Consider the following 18,553-nt stretch of genomic DNA (forward strand, 5'->3'; position numbering starts at 1 on the left):
AGGTTCTCCACTCCGCCGGGAGTGCGGACCCCGGAGATGATTCTTCTTTGCCCCTGCACAAAGACCCTGGTGTTCTTCCGCTGCAATGGACTGGCGACAACCGGAAGACCCAATCCTTGTGAAGGAGCCAGGATGCAAACCCTTTCCCTTGACCTGACCGTGGCGTCGATCGCGGCGGAACTGCCCGGCGCCGCCGATCTGTTTCGTCGTTCGGCCATCAATTTCTGCTGTGCGGGCAATGTCCCGCTTCGCGCGGCGGCCGAGCGGGCGGGCCTCTCCCCGGAGGAGCTGCTGGCTGCGCTGGAGGCGCTCGAACAGGCGGCAGGCCGCGATGCGCCCGAGGAGACCGGACCGCTCATCGACCACCTCCTCACCCGCTATCACGAGACCCACCGCCAGGAATTGGCGTTCCTGATTCCGCTCGCCGAGAAGGTCGAGCGGGTCCATGGAGACCATCCGGCCGCGCCCTCGGGACTGGCCGCGGCGCTGACCGCGCTGCGCGACGAGCTGGAAGGCCACATGATGAACGAGGAGCAGCTGGTCTTCCCGATGATGCGCCAGGGCGGAGCCACGCGGATCACCCACCCGGTCGCGCAGATGCGCCGCGAGCACGACGATGCCGTCCGGCTCCTCCATGACATAGAGCATGCCGCCCATGGCATGGCCCTGCCGTCCGGCGCCTGTGGTTCGTGGACGGCGCTCTATACGGGGCTCAGGAAGTTCACCGACGATCTCGTGATGCACATGCATCTGGAGAACACGGTGCTCTTTCCACGCTTCGAGGCCCCCGCCGCTTGAGGCTGGCGATCCGGCGCCGCGGCTGGGAGCATGTGGCGTCGGCAGATCTTTCAGGACCGCGGGCCTTGGTCTGCCAAGGCCCTCAGCCGCCCATGCGAAGGGCCGATATGCAGTCAAGGATGCGGGCGGCATGGGTTTGCGCCCGGTCACGCCCCGCTTCGTCGGGAAGGCGCTCTGCAAGATCAAGATAGGCGTCGAGCAAGGCTTCGCTGAGGGCCTGCGGGGTTTCCAGCACGGCCGGTTCCAGCGAAGCGAAGGCCGGTGCCGGTGCTGGCGACAGCGGATGGCGGGTGAGGGCGCTCGCGCGGGCACTGGCCTCAGCCGAGAGGTTCGCCAGCATGGCCCCGGCCGGAGCCTTCACGTCGCCGGCAGCCCTTGCCGAAAGCAGCGCGGACAGCCGTTCCTCAAGGGCTGCAAGCGACCATTGCCGCGCCTCTCCGGACATGGCCTCGCGCTGGAGATGGAAGGCGCGCCGCCGCTCGCGCCGCAGGGTCGCGACATGCGTCAGCTCCTCGCGCGCCATCTGCTCGGCCGCCTCGCGCAGCTGGGTCGAGGGGCTGCGGGAGGCGAGATAGGTCCAGAAGGCGAAGGCGCGTTCCTCGTTGCGCACGGCGATGGAGAAGGCGCGGTAGGCGCTGATGAGTTCCGGCGCGACGAGGGAGGTGCCCTCGTCGTCGAAGGTCGGGTCGAGGCTCCAGCGCACCGCAGACGGGTCAGGCGCCTTGCCGGTCGTGCGTTGCGACCAGTAGGCGACATTGCCGAGATGGCCGCTCTCCTCTTCCACCAGCTTTTCGAACACCGCGGCAAGGTCGTGCCGGCCTTCTTTCCTCATGCGGCCGGCGAGCGAGGCATAGCCCGCGATCGCCTCCTGCTCCATCGCCGCGGCGATGGCGAAGAGCTCTTCCATGGTTTCGACGGTGCCCGAAGGTTCGTTCCCGAGTAGCGGCATCGGTAGCATCTCCCTTGCATGCGCACTCTCCCATTGCGGATCGGTACGGTGTTTGTGCTGCAACAAATTGCGCAGAGGTATCTTGCCTAGAATGCCGGCATCGATACTCCCTTGCCGGAAAGCGCCATCTTGACAGACCGTCTGCCGACCCCGACCCGCAAAACGATCCGCCCCGCGGCCTGGTTGAGGCACCTTCTGCTGGTGCTGTTCGCCCTGCTGGCGACGGTGCCGGTCGTGTCGAGGGCGGAGGCCGCCTCAAGGCTTGCGGAATATCTGCCGAAGGCGCAGCCGGCCGACCTCTTTCCCGGCGCGGACCGTTTCGGCGAGCCGGCGGGCGAACCGCCGATCGCCCCGGTCTGGCAGGGCGAGGCGCTTGTCGGTTACGCCTATCTCAATTCCGATTTCACCAGCGCGACCGGCTATTCGGGCAAGCCCATCCACATCCTCGCCGGCATCGACCCGCAGGGCGTGCTGCGCGGCTTCAAGCTGGTCCATCACCAGGAGCCGATCGTTCTCATCGGCATTCCCGAGGAGAAGGTGGTCGCCGCGCTCGACACGCTGATCGGCCGCGATATCGGCCGCGTCGCCGCGGGCGCGGAGCGGCCGCCGCAGGTGGATATCGTCAGCGGTGCGACGGTGACGGTGCTTGTCATGGGCGACAGCGTCGTGCGCTCGGCCGTGCGGCTCATCCGCAGCGGCCGGCTGGGGGGCGATGCGGCGGCCGGTGCCGCGCCGCCGGCCGAGATCCGCACGCTCAAGGCGGGAGCCGGCGGGGCCCGTTCCTGGGAAGCGCTCGTCGGCGACGGTTCCATCCGTGGCCTCAGCCTGTCCGTCGGCGAGGTAAGCGAGGCTTTCGCGCGTGCCGGCGAGGAGAAGGCCGCGCAGCATCCCGAGACGCGCAGCCCTGAAGACCGTTTCATCTCGCTCTACATCGCGCCTGCCAGCGTGCCGGAGATCGGCCTCAGCCTTCTCGGCAAGGAAGGCTACGAACGGCTTCGCGCAAAATTGCGGCCGGGCCAGCAGGCCATACTCGTTGCCGGCGACGGGGCCTATTCGTTCAAGGGATCGGGTTATGTGCGCGGCGGCATCTTCGACCGCATCGAGCTGATGCAGGACGGGCAGGGCGTGCGGTTCCGCGACCGGGGGCACACGCGGCTTGCCGACATTGCCGCCGAGGGCGCGCCACATTTCCGGGAGATCGCGCTTTTCACCGTGCCGGAGGATTTCGCCTTCGACGTGACGGCGCCCTGGGAGCTGCAATTGCTGGCGCAGCGCTCGTGGAGCGTGCGCGACAAGGCCATCCTGCCCTTCGACCTCGGCTACAGCCTGCCGGATCGCTACGTCGCCGTGGAAAAGACGAAGCCGGTGCCGGTCGCCACGACCGAAGCCGAACCACAGGCCGCCGCAGCCTTCGAGGGCGAGAACGAACCGCTCTGGATGCAGATGTGGCGCATGAACATGGTCGAGATCGGCATCACCGCTTTCGCGCTGCTGCTGCTCACCGCCATCTTCTTCTTCCAGGACTGGCTCGTCCGCCGTCCCGTGCTGCATGTCTGGGTGCGGCGTTCCTACCTCGTCTTCGTCCTCGTCTGGCTCGGCTGGTATGCCAATGCGCAGCTTTCCGTCGTCAACGTGCTGACCTTCACCAATGCGCTGATCACCGGCTTCAACTGGGAGTTCTTCCTCTCCGCACCGCTGATCTTCATCCTCTGGGCGACGGTGGCGGCCGGGCTCCTGTTCTGGGGGCGGGGACCGTTCTGCGGCTGGCTCTGCCCGTTCGGCGCCCTGCAAGAGCTCACCAACAATCTCGCGCAATGGCTGAAGGTGCCGCAGATCAAGGTGCCGTTCTGGCTGCACGAGCGGCTGTGGCCGGTGAAGTATATCCTCTTCCTCGGCCTGTTCGGCCTGTCGTTCTACTCGGTCGCGCTTGCGGAGGTCTTTGCCGAGGTCGAGCCGTTCAAGACCGCGATCATCCTGAAGTTCGCCCGCGACTGGCCCTTCGTGCTCTTCGCGCTGACGCTGCTCTCGCTCGGCCTCTTCATCGAGCGCTTCTATTGCCGCTACCTCTGCCCGCTCGGCGCCGCGCTCGCCATTCCCGGCCGCATCCGTATGTTCGAATGGCTGAAGCGCTGGCCCGAATGCGGCTCGCCCTGCCAGCGCTGCGCCAAGGAATGCCCCGTGCAGGCGATCCATCCCGAGGGACAGATCAACGTCAACGAGTGCATCTACTGCATGCACTGCCAGGAGCTCTACCACGACGACCACCGCTGTCCGCACATGATCCAGGTGCGGCTGAAGCGGGAGAAGTTCGAGCGGCTGTCCTCGCCCGCAACGCGCGGGCCGGGGCCGGTTCCGCCGGTCATCACCCACAGGGGCGTCGCCATCGAGAAACCCGATCCGGCTGCCGGATCGCCGAACTGACACCAGAACAAGGAGAGATGCCATGCCACAGGATGAAACGAAAGCAGGTCTGAGCCGCCGCCAATTGCTGGGCTCCACGGCCGTCGCGGCGGGGGCGGTGGGAACCGGCGCGCTCGCCTTCGGCGGGATCACCGCGGCGCCCGCGCTTGCGCAGGCCGCTGCCAGCGGCAACTACGAGGTCAAGCCGGGCGAACTCGACGAATATTACGTCTTCTTCTCCTCGGGCCAGTCAGGCGAGGTCCGCATCGTCGGCCTTCCCTCCATGCGCGAGCTGATGCGCATCCCGGTCTTCAACCGCTGCAGCGCCACCGGCTGGGGGCAGACCAACGAGAGCCTGAAGATCCTGACGGAGGGCATGCTGCCGGAATATCGCGAACTGATGAACAAGCGGGGCGCTGCCGCCTATCTCAACGGCGACCTGCACCACCCGCATCCCTCCTTCACCGAGGGGACCTATGACGGGCGCTACCTCTTCGCCAACGACAAGGCGAACACCCGCGTCTGCCGCATCCGCCTCGACGTGATGAAGTGCGACAAGATCGTCCAGCTGCCCAACCAGCACACGGTTCATGGCCTGCGCGTCCAGAAGTATCCGAAGACCGGCTATGTCTTCTGCAACGGCGAGGACCGCGTGCCGGTCCCGAACGACGGCAAGGTGCTCGACGACAAGGCCCATTACCGCTCGATCTTCTCGGCCGTCGACGGCGAGACGATGAAGGTCGCCTGGCAGATCATGGTCGACGGCAATCTCGACAATGTCGATGCCGACTACCAGGGCAAATACGCCTTCTCCACCTGCTACAACTCGGAGGAGGGCGTGAACCTTGCCGAGATGATGGAAGCCGAACAGGACTGGGTGGTCGTCTTCAACCTGAAGCGCATCGAGGAGGCGGTCGCCCGCGGCGAATTCACCGAGATGGGCGGGGTGCCGGTTCTCGACGGGCGCAAGGGCTCGCCGTTCACCCGTTATATTCCGATACCCAACAGCCCGCACGGCATGAATACCGCGCCGGACGGCATCCACATCGTCGCCAACGGCAAGCTCTCGCCGACCGTGACCGTCATGGATGTGCGCACCTTCGACGATCTGTTTGAGGACAAGATCCAGCCGAAGGAGACGATCGTCGCCGCGCCGGAGCTCGGCCTCGGCCCGCTGCACACGGCCTATGACGGCAGGGGCAACGCCTATACGACGCTCTTCATCGACAGCCAGATCTGCAAATGGAACATCGAGGATGCCAAGCGCGCCTACAAGGGCGAGCAGGTCGATCCGATCCGCCAGAAGCTCGACGTGCACTACCAGCCAGGTCATAACCATACCTCCATGGGCCAGACCAAGGACGCGGACGGCAAGTGGCTGATATCGCTCAATAAGTTCTCCAAGGATCGCTATCTCAACGTTGGTCCGCTGAAGCCGGAGAACGACCAGCTCATCGATATTTCCGGCGACGAGATGGTGCTGGTGCACGACAACCCGACCTTTGCCGAGCCGCACGACGCCACCATCGTCCATCACTCGAAGATCGATCCGGTGCATGTGTGGAAGCGTGACGATCCGTTCTTCGCCGATGCGGTAAAGCAGGCTGCGGCCGACGGCATCGACCTGATGGCCGACAGCGAGGTGATCCGCGACGGCAACAAGGTGCGCGTCTACATGACCTCCGCCGCCCCGGCCTTCGGGCTGGAGACCTTTTCGGTCAAGCAGGGCGACGAGGTGACGGTCTATGTCACCAATATCGACGAGGTCGAGGATCTCAGCCACGGCTTTGCCATCATCAACTACGGCATCAACATGGAAGTGGCTCCGCAGGCGACGGCTTCCGTGACCTTCACCGCCGACAAGCCCGGCGTCTACTGGTACTATTGCTCGTGGTTCTGCCATGCCATGCACATGGAGATGAAGGGCCGCATGTTCGTCGAGCCGCAGGCGGCCTGACGTGACGGCCTACCCCGCCATGACGATGATTGCGGTGGCGGCCCTCGTGGCCGCCTTCGCACCCGTCTTTGCGCGGGCGGAGACGGTTTCCGTTCCCGCCGGCGCGGAAAACCTGCAGGCGATCCTTGATGCGGCCCGGCCGGGGGATGTGATCCGGCTGCGGGCGGGCGTGCATCGTGGCCCGCTGCGCATCGCCACGGCATTGACGCTGGAAGGCGAGGGCGGGGCGGTGCTGTCGGGCACGGGCACCGGCAGCGTCGTCACCGTCGCCGCACCCGGCGCGGTGGTGCGCGGGCTTGAAATCCACGGGTCCGGCGCGGATATCGGCTCGCTCGATTCCGGCGTCTTCCTCGACAAGGCCGCGGCCGGTGCGATCGTCGAGGACAATGCGATCCTCGGCAATCTCTACGGCGTCTACATCAGGGGCGCCAGGGACGCGCTAGTGCGCGGCAACCGGATCGAGGGCATGCGCGAGGGGCGCTCGGCGGAGGCCGGCAACGGCGTGCATCTGTGGAACGCGCCGGGGGCGAAGGTGATCGGCAACGACATCCGCTTCGGCCGCGACGGCATCTTCACCAATGCCAGCCGCCGCAACGTCTTCTCCGGCAACCGCATGCGCGACCTGCGTTTCGCCGTCCACTACATGTACACCAACGAAAGCGAGATCAGCGACAACGTCTCGACCGGCAATTCCGTCGGCTATGCCATCATGTATTCCGACCGGCTGACGATCACCGGCAATGTCTCCGATGGCGACCGCGACCACGGCCTGCTGCTCAACACCGCGAAGGGCTCGACGGTATCCGGCAACTGGGTGAAGGGACGGATGCAGCCGGTTTCCCGCTGGACCAATGCCGGCCGGCAGAGCGACACGCACGGCGTGGCCATGGAAAGCGATGCCGGCCACGACGTCGCGGACCGGCGCCTCGGCCCGGAAAAATGCGTCTTCATCTACAATGCCAACCGCAACCGCTTTTCCGGCAACCGCTTCGAGAACTGTGCGATCGGCATCCATTTCACCGCGGGCTCGGAGGGCAATCGCATGAGCGGCAACGCCTTCATCCGCAACCGCAACCAGGTCAAGTATGTCGGCACGCGCTACCTCGACTGGTCGGCGGAAGGGCGCGGCAACTACTGGAGCGACAACCCCGCCTTCGACCTCGACGGCGACGGCATCGCCGACACGCCCTACAGGCCGAACGATCTCGTCGACCGGGTGCTGTGGACCGCACCGCAGGCGAAAATCCTCACCAACAGTCCGGCCGTGCAGGTCATCCGCTGGGCGCAGAGCCAATTTCCGGCGCTCCTGCCCGGTGGCGTGGTCGACAGCCGCCCGCTGATGGCCCCGCCGGACGAAGGAATGGGAATGCCATGACCCATCGCATCGACATCCAGGCCGTTTCCAAGGCTTTCGGCGCCTTCAAGGCCGTGCGCGACGTTTCCTTCTCGCTAGCCGAAGGCGAGATCGTCGCGCTGGTCGGCCACAACGGCGCGGGCAAGACGACGCTGATCAAGCTGATGCTCGGCCTCATCCGCCCGACCGCCGGCACCGTCCGCGTGCTCGGCGGCGATCCGGCGGCCGATCCCGCCGTGCGCGCGCGCCTCGGCTACCTGCCGGAAAGCGTGTCCTTCAATCCGGCCCTGACCGGCCGCGAGACGCTGGCCTTCTACGCCGCGCTGAAGCGCGCGCCGCACGGCCAGGTCGCCGAACTGCTCGAACGCGTCGGCCTGTCGCAGGCTGCAGACCGGCGCGTGCGCACCTATTCCAAGGGCATGCGACAGCGGCTCGGGCTGGCGCAGGCGCTGCTCGGCGCGCCGCAGGTCCTGCTGCTCGACGAGCCGACGACCGGCCTCGACCCGGCGCTCCGCCGCGATTTCTACGGTTTCCTCGATGAACTGCGCGCAGGAGGCGCGACGATCCTGCTGTCCTCCCATGCGCTCAGCGAGCTGGAGGGGCGGGCCGACCACATCGTCATCATGGGGCAGGGCGTCAAGATCGCCGATGGCACGCTGGACGAGCTGCGCGGCATCGCGCGGCTGCCGACGCGCATCCGCGTGCGCCTTGCAGAAGGCGAGGAACGGCGGCTCGAAGGGGACGCGGACTGGCGCCCGGTCAACGGCCATATGCTGGAGATCGACGCCGCGCCGGAGGACAAGCTGGCGCTGCTGCGCGCCGCCGTCGGCGCCCGCATCGCCGATCTCGACGTGACGCCGCCGACGCTCGACGAGCTCTATGCCCATTTTCAGGACAGGCAGCGGGAGGCCGGCCAATGAGGACCATCCTCGTCATCGCGCGCAAGGAAATCCAGGAGGGCCTGCGCAACCGCTGGGTCCTCGCGACCACGCTGCTTCTGGCGACGCTCGCGCTCACCCTCACCTTCCTCGGCAGCGCGCCCACCGGCAATGTCGGGGCGAGTGCGCTCGACGTGATCGTCGTCAGCCTGTCGAGCCTGTCGGTGTTCCTCGTGCCGCTCATCGCCCTCCTCATCTCGCATGACGCCATCGTCGGCGAGGCGGAGCGGGGCACGCTCCTCTTGCTGCTCAGCTATCCGCTGGCGCGTTTCCAGGTGATTGCCGGCCAGTTCATCGGGCATCTGGCGATCCTCGCCTTCGCCACGCTGATCGGCTACGGCGCGGCGGCGCTCGCGCTCGGGCTTGGCGACGGCGCCGGGCTGGCCGCCGGCTGGCCGGCCTTCGCCCTCCTGATCGGCTCCTCGGTGCTGCTCGGCGCGGTCTTCATCGCCATCGGCTATCTCGTCAGCACGCTTGCCGGCGAGCGCGGCACGGCGGGCGGCATTGCCGTCGGTGTGTGGCTGGTCTTCGTGCTGGTCTACGACATGGCGCTGCTCGGCCTCCTGGTCGCCGACCAGGGGCGCACGGTCACGGGCGGGCTGCTCAATGCCCTCCTTCTGCTCAACCCGACCGATGCCTATCGCTTGCTCAATCTCGGCGGCGAGGCGGGGGCGATTTCCGGCATGGCCGGGGCAGCCTCGCTCAGTGCGCCCGCGCTTGTCGCCGCGCTCGCGCTGTGGGCGGCGCTGCCGCTTGCCGCCGCCATGCTGGTCTTTTCAAGGAGAGAGGCATGAAACGCATGCTCGCCACCCTCGTTCTCGTCCTCGTCGCCGGCTGCTCGGAGCAGCCGGCCGAGGTGCCACAACCCTTTGCCCTGACGGAGGAGGCCATCGGCCGCTATTGCGGCATGAACGTGCTGGAGCACGAAGGCCCCAAGGGCCAGATCATCCTGTCGCAGATTCCCGAGCCGATCTGGTTTTCCTCGGCGCGCGATGCTGTCGCCTTCACCCTTCTGCCGGACGAGCCCAAGGCCATCGCCGCCATCTACGTCTCGGACATGGGCACTGCTGCGAGCTGGGCGCAGCCCGGCGCCGAAAACTGGATCGATGCCCGCACCGCCTTCTACGTGATCGGCAGCGCACAGCGCGGCGGCATGGGCGTCGCCGAGACCATTCCCTTCTCCAGGGAGACGGACGCGCGCGATTTCGCCGGAAAGCATGGCGGCGAGGTGGTCGGCTTCTCGGATATTCCGCCCGGCTATGTGCTGGGCGACGGCCAGACGGCCGACGGAGCGGCGCCGCAGCGCCAGGAGGAAGGGCAATGACCATGGGCGCAGGGCCGACCCGTCGTCGTTTCATCACGCTTTCGGCCGCTGCCGCCGGCACGGCGCTTTGCCCGCACGGCGCAGGCGCCGGGTCCAGGGCCGTCCGCTGGCGCGGCCGCGCCCTCGGCGCGCCGGCGGAAATGATTCTCCACCATCCCGACCGGGCGCAGGCCGCGCGGCTGATCCGGCGCGTCGTCGCCGAGATCGATCGCCTCGAGCGCATTTTCAGCCTCTACCTGCCGGATTCCGCGCTCGCCACACTCAATGCCCGGGGCGCGCTCGCCAATCCACCGGCCGAACTGGTGGACCTGCTGGAGCAGAGCCATGCCGTCTGGCAGCAGAGCGACGGCCTGTTCGATCCGACCGTCCAGCCCTTGTGGCTGCTCCATGCCCGGCATTTCTCCGCTCCTGATGCAGATCCTGCCGGCCCTCCGAGCGACAGCATCAAGGAAACGTTGCGCCGCGTGGGCTTCGGGCACGTCGCCTTCGACCGAAACCGTATCGCCTTTCGCAGAGCGGGCATGGCGCTGACGCTGAACGGCATTGCGCAGGGCTACATCACGGATCGGGCCGTGGAGATCCTACGCGCCGGCGGCGTGGTGCACACGCTCGCCGACCTCGGTGAAATCCGCGCTCTCGGGCCGCGCGAGGATGGAACGCCGTGGCGCGCCGGCATCGCCGGAACGGATGCGCGCGTCGACCTCGTCGACCGCGCGATCGCCACTTCCGGGACGAATGGTTTCCGCTTTGGCGGGCCGGGCTCGCCGAGCCACCTGCTCGATCCCCGGACCGGCGTTTCGGCAGGCCGCCACGACAGCGTCAGCGTCGTCGCGCCGACCGCCGCGGCCGCCGACGCTCTCTCCACCGCCTTCAGCTTCATGGATGGCGAGGGGATTGCGGCCGCGCTGCGCACGCTACCGGGCATCGAGGTGCATTTGCGCGAGCCGGGCGGAGGGTATCGGCACATCGCCTGACGCTCCGGAACGGGCGCCGGCAACAGGGACGCGGGCGCTGCCGTGATTATGCGTTGATCGTCACGACGCGGTTGCGGCCCGTCCGCTTGGCTTCGTAGAGCGCATTGTCGGCCCGCAGGATCGCCGAGCCGAACGGTTCTTTCGACGGATCGGCGAGCGTGGCGCCGATGCTGACGCTGAGCGGGATCGCGGTGCCCTCGATGTCGAAGGGCGAGGCATGGATCGCCGTGCGGATGCGCTCGGCCAGTGTTCCGGCCGCGGCCGGCTCCCCGGCGGTCAGCAACAGGGCAAATTCCTCACCGCCAAGCCGTGCGAAACGATCGTCCGGGCGCGCGACCTCCTGGCAGCGGCGGACGAATTCCATGAGGACGAGGTCGCCCGCGCGATGGCCGTGCGTGTCGTTGATCGATTTGAAATGATCGATGTCCAGCATGAGCACGCCCATGGAGCGGCCGCTGCCCGCCCTCGAGAATATCTCTTCCGCCTCCTCGAAGAAGCGCCGGCGGTTCAGGATGCCGGTCAGCGGGTCGGTGTCGGCAAGGGCCTTGAGCTGTTCGGCATAGGCGCGCTCCTTCGTGACGTCGATGTAGAGATTGACGTTGAAGTTGCCGATCGTCCTGTGGCGGAACTGGATGCGCCGCTCCGTTCCGCTCGCCGTCATGACATTGAGGTCGAACGGTGTCATCTCGCGGTTCTCGCGGCGGGCCGCTTCGATCGACGAATGCCAGTGCGATCGGGCAAACTCGCGATATTGCGGGTCGGGATAGGCCAGGCGCCACCAGTCCTCGATGCTCTCGATCTCGTCCTGCGTATAGCCGAAGAGCGCCTTGAACGTCGCATTGGCGAACTGGATCTGGTCGTCCGTGCTGGCGATCTCGAAGCCGAAGGGCAGCCAGTCCAGAAGCGAGACGACATTCTCCTGCCAGCCGGCGAGGGAGACGGAGCCTTGCGGCGGCGCATCGGTGAAGGTGAACAGGCGCACGAGCTCGCCCTCGATCGCAAGCTTGGTGACCTGCACCATCAACACGCGTTCCTGTCCCTGTACCATGGCCCGGATCAGGAACGGTTCGCCGGGCACGCCGATCGGTGCGACACTCCATATCTGCGAGAGGAGAATGCTCGCCTCGCGGCCGACGAGATCCTCCATCGGCAGGTCTTCGAAGGCATCCAGCCCCAGCCCGAACAGGACCGCGGCATTGGCATTTGCCCGGCGCACATGCAGGGTACCCTTTTCGACAAGCACCATCGGTGCACCGACGCACCCCATCCAGAAATCGACTTCCTCACGGGACCTGCCGTGGGGAACATCGTTCGTCTTGGTTCGCTGCGACGCTGTACTGCTCATGCGATCCGCTACCCATCGTCGTCTGTGCCAGGCCACGGAGACCCTCCGCGCCCGAGGATAATCACCTAACGTAAGAAAAGGCTTAAGCGGCGGGAGGCTTCCCCCGGACGATCCTCACCCTATCGCCAGGGCGCCGTCGTTTGGCATAATTTGCCCATTGGAAATTCGCGTCAGCGACCTATAATTTCGTTTGCAGGTTCGTTTATCTTCGTTTTGAATGCAGCCTGCTTCGCGACGAAGCGAGCCGAGGCGGGATCGAGGAGGATCTCCCTTCGGAACGGGTCGTTCCAGCGGCTGGAACATCAGGGAGGAACCATGTCCAATCGTCTCATCGCTGCCTCGACAGCGGCCATCACCCTTTCACTCCTGTTTGGATCGAGTGCCCTTGCCGCCACCGAACTGCAATGGTGGCATGCCATGACCGGCGCCAACAACGAGGTCGTCGACCAGCTGGCGAAGGAATTCAACGAAAGCCAGAGCGAGTACAAGGTCGTTCCGGTGTTCAAGGGAACCTATCCCGAAACACTGAATGCCGGCATCGCGGCCTACCGCTCCAAGCAGCCGCCCGCGATCATCCAGGTGTTCGACGCGGGCAGCGGCGTGATGATGGGGGCCGAGGGCGCCATCGTGCCGGCCGCCGACGTCTTGCAGAAGGGCGGCTACACGTTCGACAAGTCGCAATATCTTGCCGGCATCGTCGCGTATTATTCCAAGCCGGACGGCACCATGCTGTCCTTCCCCTACAATTCGTCCTCGCCGATCCTCTACTACAACAAGGACGCCTTCACGAAGGCGGGGCTCGACGCGGAGAACCCGCCGAAGACCTGGCCGGAAGTCTTCGAGGCCGCAAAGAAGATCAAGGCGAGTGACGCCTCGAAATGCGGCCTCACCTCCACCTGGCTGACCTGGATCCAGACCGAGAACTTCGCCGCCTGGAACAATATCGCGTATGGCACGAACGAGAACGGCCTCGGCAGCACAGATGTGAAGCTCGAGTTCAACGCGCCGCTGTTCGTGGAGCATTTCCAGGCCATTGCCGACCTCGCCAAGGACGGCACGTTCCGCTATGGCGGGCGCACCTCGGAAGCCAAGCAGCTCTTCATGTCGGGCGAATGCGCGATCCTGACCGAATCCTCCGGTGGCCTCGGCGATATCGTCAAGTCCGGCGTGAACTACGGCATCGGCCAGCTGCCCTATTATGAAGGCCACGGCCCGCAGAACACCATTCCCGGCGGCGCCAGCCTCTGGGTCTTCGGCGGCAAGAGCGACGAGGAATACAAGGGCGTCGCGCAGTTCTTCAATTTCCTCTCGCAAACGCAGATCCAGGCCCGTCTCCACCAGGTCTCCGGCTACCTGCCGGTCACCAATGCGGCCTATGAGGAAACCAAGAAATCGGGCTTCTACGAGAAGAACCCGGCCCGCGAGACGCCGATCCTGCAGATGATCGGCAAGGCGCCGACCGAAAACTCCAAGGGCGTGCGCCTCGTCAACCTGCCGCAGGTGCGCGACATCATGAACGAGGAGTTCGAGGCGATGCTGGCCGGTTCGCAGGATGCGAAGACGGCGCTCGACAAGGCCGTCGAACGCGGCAATGCGGCCATCGCCGAAGCGATCGGCAACTGAGCGTAGGATGCGTCATGCCGCCTGCCTCCTTCGGGATGCGGGCGGCGGACGGCACGTCTTGACCTGTCGCTTCGGGAGCCTGCCTTGCACACTGTCGCCTTCCCCAACAAGATCCTGCCCTATCTCCTGGTCGCGCCCCAGATCATCCTCACCGTGGTCTTCTTCTTCTGGCCGGCGAGCCAGGCGATCTACCAGTCGACCCTGCGCGAGGATCCGTTCGGCCTGAAGAGCGGCTTTGTGGGCCTTGCCAATTTCTCCGCCGTGCTTGCCGATCCCAACTACCTCTCCTCGCTGCAGGTCACCGTGATCTTCAGTATCCTGACGGCGCTGGTGTCGATGGGCGTCGCGCTGCTGCTGGCGACCGCCGCCGACAGGGTGGTGCGCGGCCAGACGCTCTATCGCACGCTGCTGATCTGGCCCTATGCGGTGGCGCCGGCCGTCGCCGGCATGCTCTGGCTCTTCATGTTCAACCCGGCCATGGGCACGCTTGCCTATTTGCTCCGGCGCAACGGTTTTGGCTGGGATCCGCTTCTCAACGGCGACCAGGCCATGGCGCTCATCGTGGTCGCCGCGGCCTGGAAGCAGATCAGCTACAATTTCCTGTTCTTCGTCGCCGGCCTCCAGGCGATCCCGAGATCGCTGATCGAGGCCGCTTCCATCGACGGCGCGCGGGGTGCGCGGCGCTTCTGGACCATCGTCTTCCCGCTTCTTGCGCCCACCACCTTCTTCCTCCTGGTGGTCAACACCGTCTATGCCTTCTTTGACACGTTCGGCATCATTCACGCGGTCACCGGCGGCGGTCCCGCCAAGGCGACCGAGACGCTGGTCTACAAGGTCTACAACGACGGCTTCGTCAACCTCAACCTTGGCTCCTCCGCCGCGCAATCGGTGATCCTGATGATCATCGTCATCGCGCTGACCGCCTTCCAGTTCCGCTTCGTCGAGAAGCGCGTGCACTACGGGTGAGGAGAGGCCATGATCGAAAAACGCCCCATCGCCAATCTCATCGGCCACTTCGTGCTGATCCTCGGGATCATCGTTGTCGCCTTTCCGATCTACTACACCTTCATCGCCTCGACGATGACCTCGGAGGCCATCATCCGGCCACCGATGTCGCTGTTGCCGGGTGGCCACCTGGTCGAGAATTATTCCGACGCCATGGCCGGCGGCGTCGAGCGGGTCGTCGGCGTCAGCCTGGAGCGGCTGCTGCTCAATTCCTTCGTCGTGGCCATCGCCATCGCGGTGGGCAAGATCGTCATCTCGTTCCTGTCCGCCTTCGCCATCGTCTTCTTCCGCTTTCCGCTGCGAATGGTGTTCTTCTGGATGATCTTCGTCACCCTGATGCTGCCGGTCGAGGTGCGCATCCTGCCGACCTACAAGGTGATCGTCGATCTTGGCCTGATCGACACCTATGCCGGGCTGACGCTGCCGCTGATGGCGTCGGCCACGGCGACCTTCCTGTTCCGGCAGTTCTTCCTCACCATTCCCGGCGAACTGGTCGAGGCGGCGCGCATCGACAATGCCGGGCCGTTCCGCTTCATGCGCGATATCCTGCTGCCGCTCTCCAGCACCAATATCGCGGCGCTCTTCGTGATCCTCTTCATCTACGGCTGGACGCAGTACCTCTGGCCGCTTCTCGTCACCAACGACGCGAAGATGAACACGATCATCATCGGGCTGCGTCGCATGGTGGACTTCACGGATGCCTCCACGCCGTGGAACTACGTCATGGTGACGGCGATCCTCGCCATCATCCCGCCCATCCTCGTCGTCGTGCTGATGCAGCGATGGTTCGTCAAAGGTCTCGTGGAGACGGAGAAGTAATGGCCAGGATTGTACTCAACGATGTCCGCAAGACCTATGGAACGGTGGAAGCGATCAAGGGTGTCTCGCTCGACATCGCGGATGGCGAGCTGATCGTGCTGGTCGGCCCGTCCGGCTGCGGAAAGTCGACGCTGCTGCGCATGATCGCCGGGCTCGAAGGCATTACCGGCGGGACGATCTCGATCGGCGACCGGGTCGTCAACGATCTGGAGCCGTCCGAGCGCGACATCGCCATGGTCTTCCAGAACTACGCGCTCTATCCGCACATGACGGTGCGCCAGAACCTCGCCTACGGCCTGAAGAACCGCAACACGCCCAAGCCGGAAATCGACCGGCGGATCGCCGAGGCGGCCAAGGCGCTGGAGATCGAGCCGTTCCTCGAGCGCAAGCCCCGGCAATTGTCCGGCGGCCAGCGCCAGCGCGTCGCCATGGGCCGCGCCATCGTGCGCGAGCCGGCAGCCTACCTGTTCGACGAGCCGCTCTCCAACCTCGATGCCAAGCTGCGGGTGCAGATGCGGGTCGAGATCAAGCGGCTGCAACGGTCCCTGGCGACGACCAGCGTCTATGTCACCCATGACCAGATGGAGGCGATGACGCTCGCCGACCGGCTCGTCGTGCTGAACGGCGGTCATATCGAGCAGGTCGGCACGCCGATCGAACTCTACGAGAAGCCGGCGACGACCTTTGTCGCCACCTTCATCGGTTCACCGTCGATGAACCTGCTTGCCACGCCGGCGCCGGGCGCCGGATGGGTGCTTTCCGGCGCGACACACCTGCCGGCTGGCGTCGCCACCCTCGGCATCCGGCCGGAGGACCTGCACCTGGCGGAGGAGGGGCGCGACGATGCCTTTCGCGCCGATGTCAAGGTTGCCGCCGTCGAGCTTGTCGGCGCGGAGAGCTACGTGCACGGCACGCTGCCGGACGGCACCCCAATCGTCTTCCGCGTCGCCGGCCGCTCGCGCATCGCCATGGATGACACCATGACCATCGGCGCTGCGGCATCGGGCCTGCATTTCTTCGACCAGGAGGGTGCGCGGCTCGCATAGGCTTACCGTCACGCCGAAAAGGGCGTCACCGCAGGATCAGCCGCTCCATGAGGGCCTTGAGGTCCCTCGCCACGGCAAAGCTGTCGTCCTGGTGCTGGCGCCTGCAGAAGAGCTCGCAGCTCCACCAGCCGGTATAACCGGTGGACTTGACGGCATCGACCCAGCTTTGGAGGTCGAGCACGCCCTGGCCGGTCGGCACGTCCCGGAGGACGGGTTCGTTCGGTATGCCGCCGGCATAGGGCAGGGAATCGCAAAGATGCACGCCGTAGATCAGCGCCTTGTCGAGCCGGGCGATCCGTTCCGGCGTGTCGCCGCTGGTATAGGAATGCCAGAAGTCGATGACGATGCGCACATTGTCCCGCTTGCAGCGGTCGATCACCTGCAACTGGGCATCCATCGTGTTGAGCGGCGTCCAGGACAGCGCTTCGAGATAGACGAGCAGGCCATGCGATGCGGCGATGTCCGCGACGGCCTGGAGATTGACGGCGGTGAGATCCAGCTGGGCGTCCGTCGGCAGATCGACGAGGCCGCGGTAGAGGTCGGGATACCGCTCCGCGGCGCCTGCCTCGAAGACCCGGATATCCAGCGGGCCGGTGATGGCCTCGATGCCTTTCGCCCCGGCCGCCGAGGCCAGCGCACAGAGCTCTTCGGCCTCCCGCAGCATCTGCCGGCGGCCGTCGCCCTGCCGCTCGAGGTCGATCAGGAAGCCGATGCCGGGCAGGACGAGGCCGTCGAGCCGCGCCTTCAGCTCGGATGTGGAGAAGCCGGCCTCAAGGAAGGCGGCGATCTTCGGGCCGGAGGTTTCGAGGCCGTCGAAGCCGAGGCTGCGCGCGATGGCGATGTCGATCGCCAGCGTGTTCGGCCGGGATGCCATGGAATGGTAGATGAGCTGGTTTTCTGTCCGGGTCATGGATGCGAGCCTCCTGCGCTCGTCTTTGCGTCAACGGTCCCGACGGAAACGGGCCGTTTGTTCCGGGCCGCGCGGATGGCTTCCGCGGCGCGCAGCGCGATGACATTGTCCTCGCCGAGCGACATCCATGTCGCCGGCTTGCGGGGCAAGGCCATGAAGGCTTGGATCGTCGTGACATGCGGGTCGCGCTCGCGCACCGGGATGAGCTCGTTCCGCCCGTTCAGCCGCCGGACCAGCGTGCCGGTGCCTTTTCCGCTGAGCGTTCCATGGGCGGTCAGCGTGCCGCGGTCGCCGGCGAGCATGACGATGCTCTCGAACTCCGCTGTCGTGAAACTCTCGTAGGATTGAAGGACGGCGCCGCCCGACAGGCCCAGCGCATAGGACTGCTGGTCGGTCTCGCCCTGCGCCGGCGAGGCCGAAAGGGCGGAGGCGGCGACAGGCTCCTGGCCGGTGAGGAAACGCGCAAGGTCGATGCTGTCGATGGAGGCTTCGAAGAGCGCATCGCCACGGTCCACCGCCTCGTCGACATGGCGGTTGGGCGGTGGCTGAAAGGGGGCGCCGCGCGCGATGAGGAGCGATTGCAGCGTGCCGATTTCCCCTTCCAGCAGCAGCCGGCGCATGGTCTGGTGGGGCGAAAGGGTGCGGAAGGGCTGGTGGAGCGCCAGGGTGATGCCCGCCGTCCGGCATGTCTCGACGAGGCTTGCCGCCAGATGGCTGCTGCCGGCGATCGGGCCGTCGCACAGGACGTGTTTGCGCTCATCCGCCGCTGCCAGGATGTAATGCTTGCGCCGGCCGCGGACGGCGCTGACATAGGCGAAGCCGATGCGCGGATCCTGCAGCGCGCGCCGGGCATCGAGGGCGACGCCGGGGATGTGCATGTCCTGCGAGAAATGCGTCGCATATTGCCGGTTGCGGCTGACGACCCACAGGGGTTCCTGTCCGGCCGAGCGGATCGCCGCAACCATGTGCTCCGTTGTTATGGTTCCGGTCCCCATGACGGACCATCCGACCGCTTCACTGGACTGCACCACGGATCCTCCCTTTCATCCTGCGGAGCTTGACCGCTCGACCCCGGTGCCACAATTGCGCAGGCGATTGATGTCTTTAGCGA

The 18,553-nt window shown here is 66.0% G+C and carries 16 protein-coding genes; 12 read left to right on the plus strand and 4 right to left on the minus strand.

Translation table 11 applies throughout. The annotated features are described in order from the left end of the window. The first annotated feature begins 132 nt into the window (after positions 1-132). Positions 133-798, plus strand: a complete 666-nt coding sequence (gene ric, locus MUU56_RS18515; RefSeq protein WP_244768755.1) for an iron-sulfur cluster repair di-iron protein — start codon at positions 133-135, stop codon at positions 796-798. Positions 799-880: 82 nt separating this feature from the next. Here ric and MUU56_RS18520 read toward each other — a convergent pair whose 3' ends face one another. Next, entirely contained in the window at positions 881-1,747 is an 867-nt protein-coding gene (locus tag MUU56_RS18520) for a ferritin-like domain-containing protein (RefSeq protein ID WP_244768756.1), read from the minus strand. A gap of 141 nt (positions 1,748-1,888) precedes the next feature. Between MUU56_RS18520 and MUU56_RS18525 the strand changes: the two genes are divergently transcribed. From MUU56_RS18525 to MUU56_RS18555, 7 genes are read left to right on the plus strand one after another with little or no spacing between them, the layout of a single operon-like run. After that, the gene (locus tag MUU56_RS18525) at positions 1,889-4,168 is read left to right on the plus strand and encodes a 4Fe-4S binding protein (protein ID WP_398432793.1); all 2,280 of its coding nucleotides are present in this window, start codon (positions 1,889-1,891) and stop codon (positions 4,166-4,168) included. A 22-nt stretch (positions 4,169-4,190) separates the two neighbouring features. Further along, complete coding sequence (nosZ, locus tag MUU56_RS18530; RefSeq protein WP_244768757.1) at positions 4,191-6,104, plus strand: TAT-dependent nitrous-oxide reductase; 1,914 nt, start codon at positions 4,191-4,193, stop codon at positions 6,102-6,104. 19 nt (positions 6,105-6,123) lie between these two features. Then, positions 6,124-7,479: a nitrous oxide reductase family maturation protein NosD gene (locus MUU56_RS18535; protein WP_398432795.1), complete on the plus strand. Its 1,356-nt coding sequence runs from the start codon at positions 6,124-6,126 to the stop codon at positions 7,477-7,479. Continuing rightward, a complete protein-coding gene (locus MUU56_RS18540; RefSeq protein WP_244768758.1) occupies positions 7,476-8,378 on the plus strand; it encodes an ABC transporter ATP-binding protein in 903 nt (300 codons plus the stop codon). The genes MUU56_RS18535 and MUU56_RS18540 overlap by 4 nt, the downstream gene beginning before the upstream one ends. Beyond that, positions 8,375-9,190 carry an ABC transporter permease subunit gene (locus tag MUU56_RS18545; protein ID WP_244768759.1) on the plus strand — a complete coding sequence of 272 codons (816 nt, stop codon included), beginning with the start codon at positions 8,375-8,377 and terminating at the stop codon, positions 9,188-9,190. The genes MUU56_RS18540 and MUU56_RS18545 overlap by 4 nt, the downstream gene beginning before the upstream one ends. Next, on the plus strand, positions 9,187-9,720 hold the full coding sequence (locus tag MUU56_RS18550) for a nitrous oxide reductase accessory protein NosL (protein ID WP_244768760.1): 534 nt from the start codon (positions 9,187-9,189) through the stop codon (positions 9,718-9,720). Before MUU56_RS18545 ends, MUU56_RS18550 begins: the two co-directional genes overlap by 4 nt. Next, the gene (locus MUU56_RS18555) at positions 9,717-10,694 is read left to right on the plus strand and encodes an FAD:protein FMN transferase (protein ID WP_244768761.1); all 978 of its coding nucleotides are present in this window, start codon (positions 9,717-9,719) and stop codon (positions 10,692-10,694) included. The genes MUU56_RS18550 and MUU56_RS18555 overlap by 4 nt, the downstream gene beginning before the upstream one ends. 46 nt (positions 10,695-10,740) lie before the next feature. On the opposite strand, the gene MUU56_RS18560 is transcribed toward MUU56_RS18555, so the two are convergent. Further along, complete coding sequence (locus tag MUU56_RS18560) at positions 10,741-12,039, minus strand: GGDEF domain-containing protein (protein WP_244768762.1); 1,299 nt, start codon at positions 12,037-12,039, stop codon at positions 10,741-10,743. Between the two features lie 315 nt (positions 12,040-12,354). Between MUU56_RS18560 and ugpB the strand changes: the two genes are divergently transcribed. The 4 genes from ugpB (at position 12,355) to MUU56_RS18580 (ending at position 16,532) form a co-directional block, all read left to right on the plus strand. Continuing rightward, positions 12,355-13,662 (plus strand): sn-glycerol-3-phosphate ABC transporter substrate-binding protein UgpB, encoded by a 1,308-nt coding sequence (gene ugpB / locus MUU56_RS18565; protein ID WP_244768763.1) that lies wholly within the window; start codon positions 12,355-12,357, stop codon positions 13,660-13,662. Positions 13,663-13,746: 84 nt separating this feature from the next. After that, positions 13,747-14,628: a sn-glycerol-3-phosphate ABC transporter permease UgpA gene (ugpA, locus tag MUU56_RS18570; RefSeq protein WP_244768764.1), complete on the plus strand. Its 882-nt coding sequence runs from the start codon at positions 13,747-13,749 to the stop codon at positions 14,626-14,628. Positions 14,629-14,637: 9 nt separating this feature from the next. Further along, a complete protein-coding gene (ugpE, locus tag MUU56_RS18575) occupies positions 14,638-15,486 on the plus strand; it encodes a sn-glycerol-3-phosphate ABC transporter permease UgpE (protein ID WP_244768765.1) in 849 nt (282 codons plus the stop codon). Beyond that, a complete protein-coding gene (locus MUU56_RS18580; protein ID WP_244768766.1) occupies positions 15,486-16,532 on the plus strand; it encodes a sn-glycerol-3-phosphate import ATP-binding protein UgpC in 1,047 nt (348 codons plus the stop codon). The genes ugpE and MUU56_RS18580 overlap by 1 nt, the downstream gene beginning before the upstream one ends. A gap of 25 nt (positions 16,533-16,557) precedes the next feature. Here the strand turns inward: MUU56_RS18580 and MUU56_RS18585 are convergent, their stop codons facing one another. Both MUU56_RS18585 and MUU56_RS18590 read right to left on the minus strand, forming a co-directional pair. Next, positions 16,558-17,442 carry a sugar phosphate isomerase/epimerase family protein gene (locus MUU56_RS18585; protein WP_244768767.1) on the minus strand — a complete coding sequence of 295 codons (885 nt, stop codon included), beginning with the start codon at positions 17,440-17,442 and terminating at the stop codon, positions 16,558-16,560. Further along, positions 17,439-18,437 (minus strand): Gfo/Idh/MocA family protein, encoded by a 999-nt coding sequence (locus MUU56_RS18590; RefSeq protein WP_244768768.1) that lies wholly within the window; start codon positions 18,435-18,437, stop codon positions 17,439-17,441. The genes MUU56_RS18585 and MUU56_RS18590 overlap by 4 nt, the downstream gene beginning before the upstream one ends. Between the last annotated feature and the right edge of the window lie 116 nt (positions 18,438-18,553).

Origin of the sequence: Shinella yambaruensis (genome assembly GCF_022899355.1) — a bacterium.
GTDB classification, from domain to species: domain Bacteria; phylum Pseudomonadota; class Alphaproteobacteria; order Rhizobiales; family Rhizobiaceae; genus Shinella; species Shinella yambaruensis.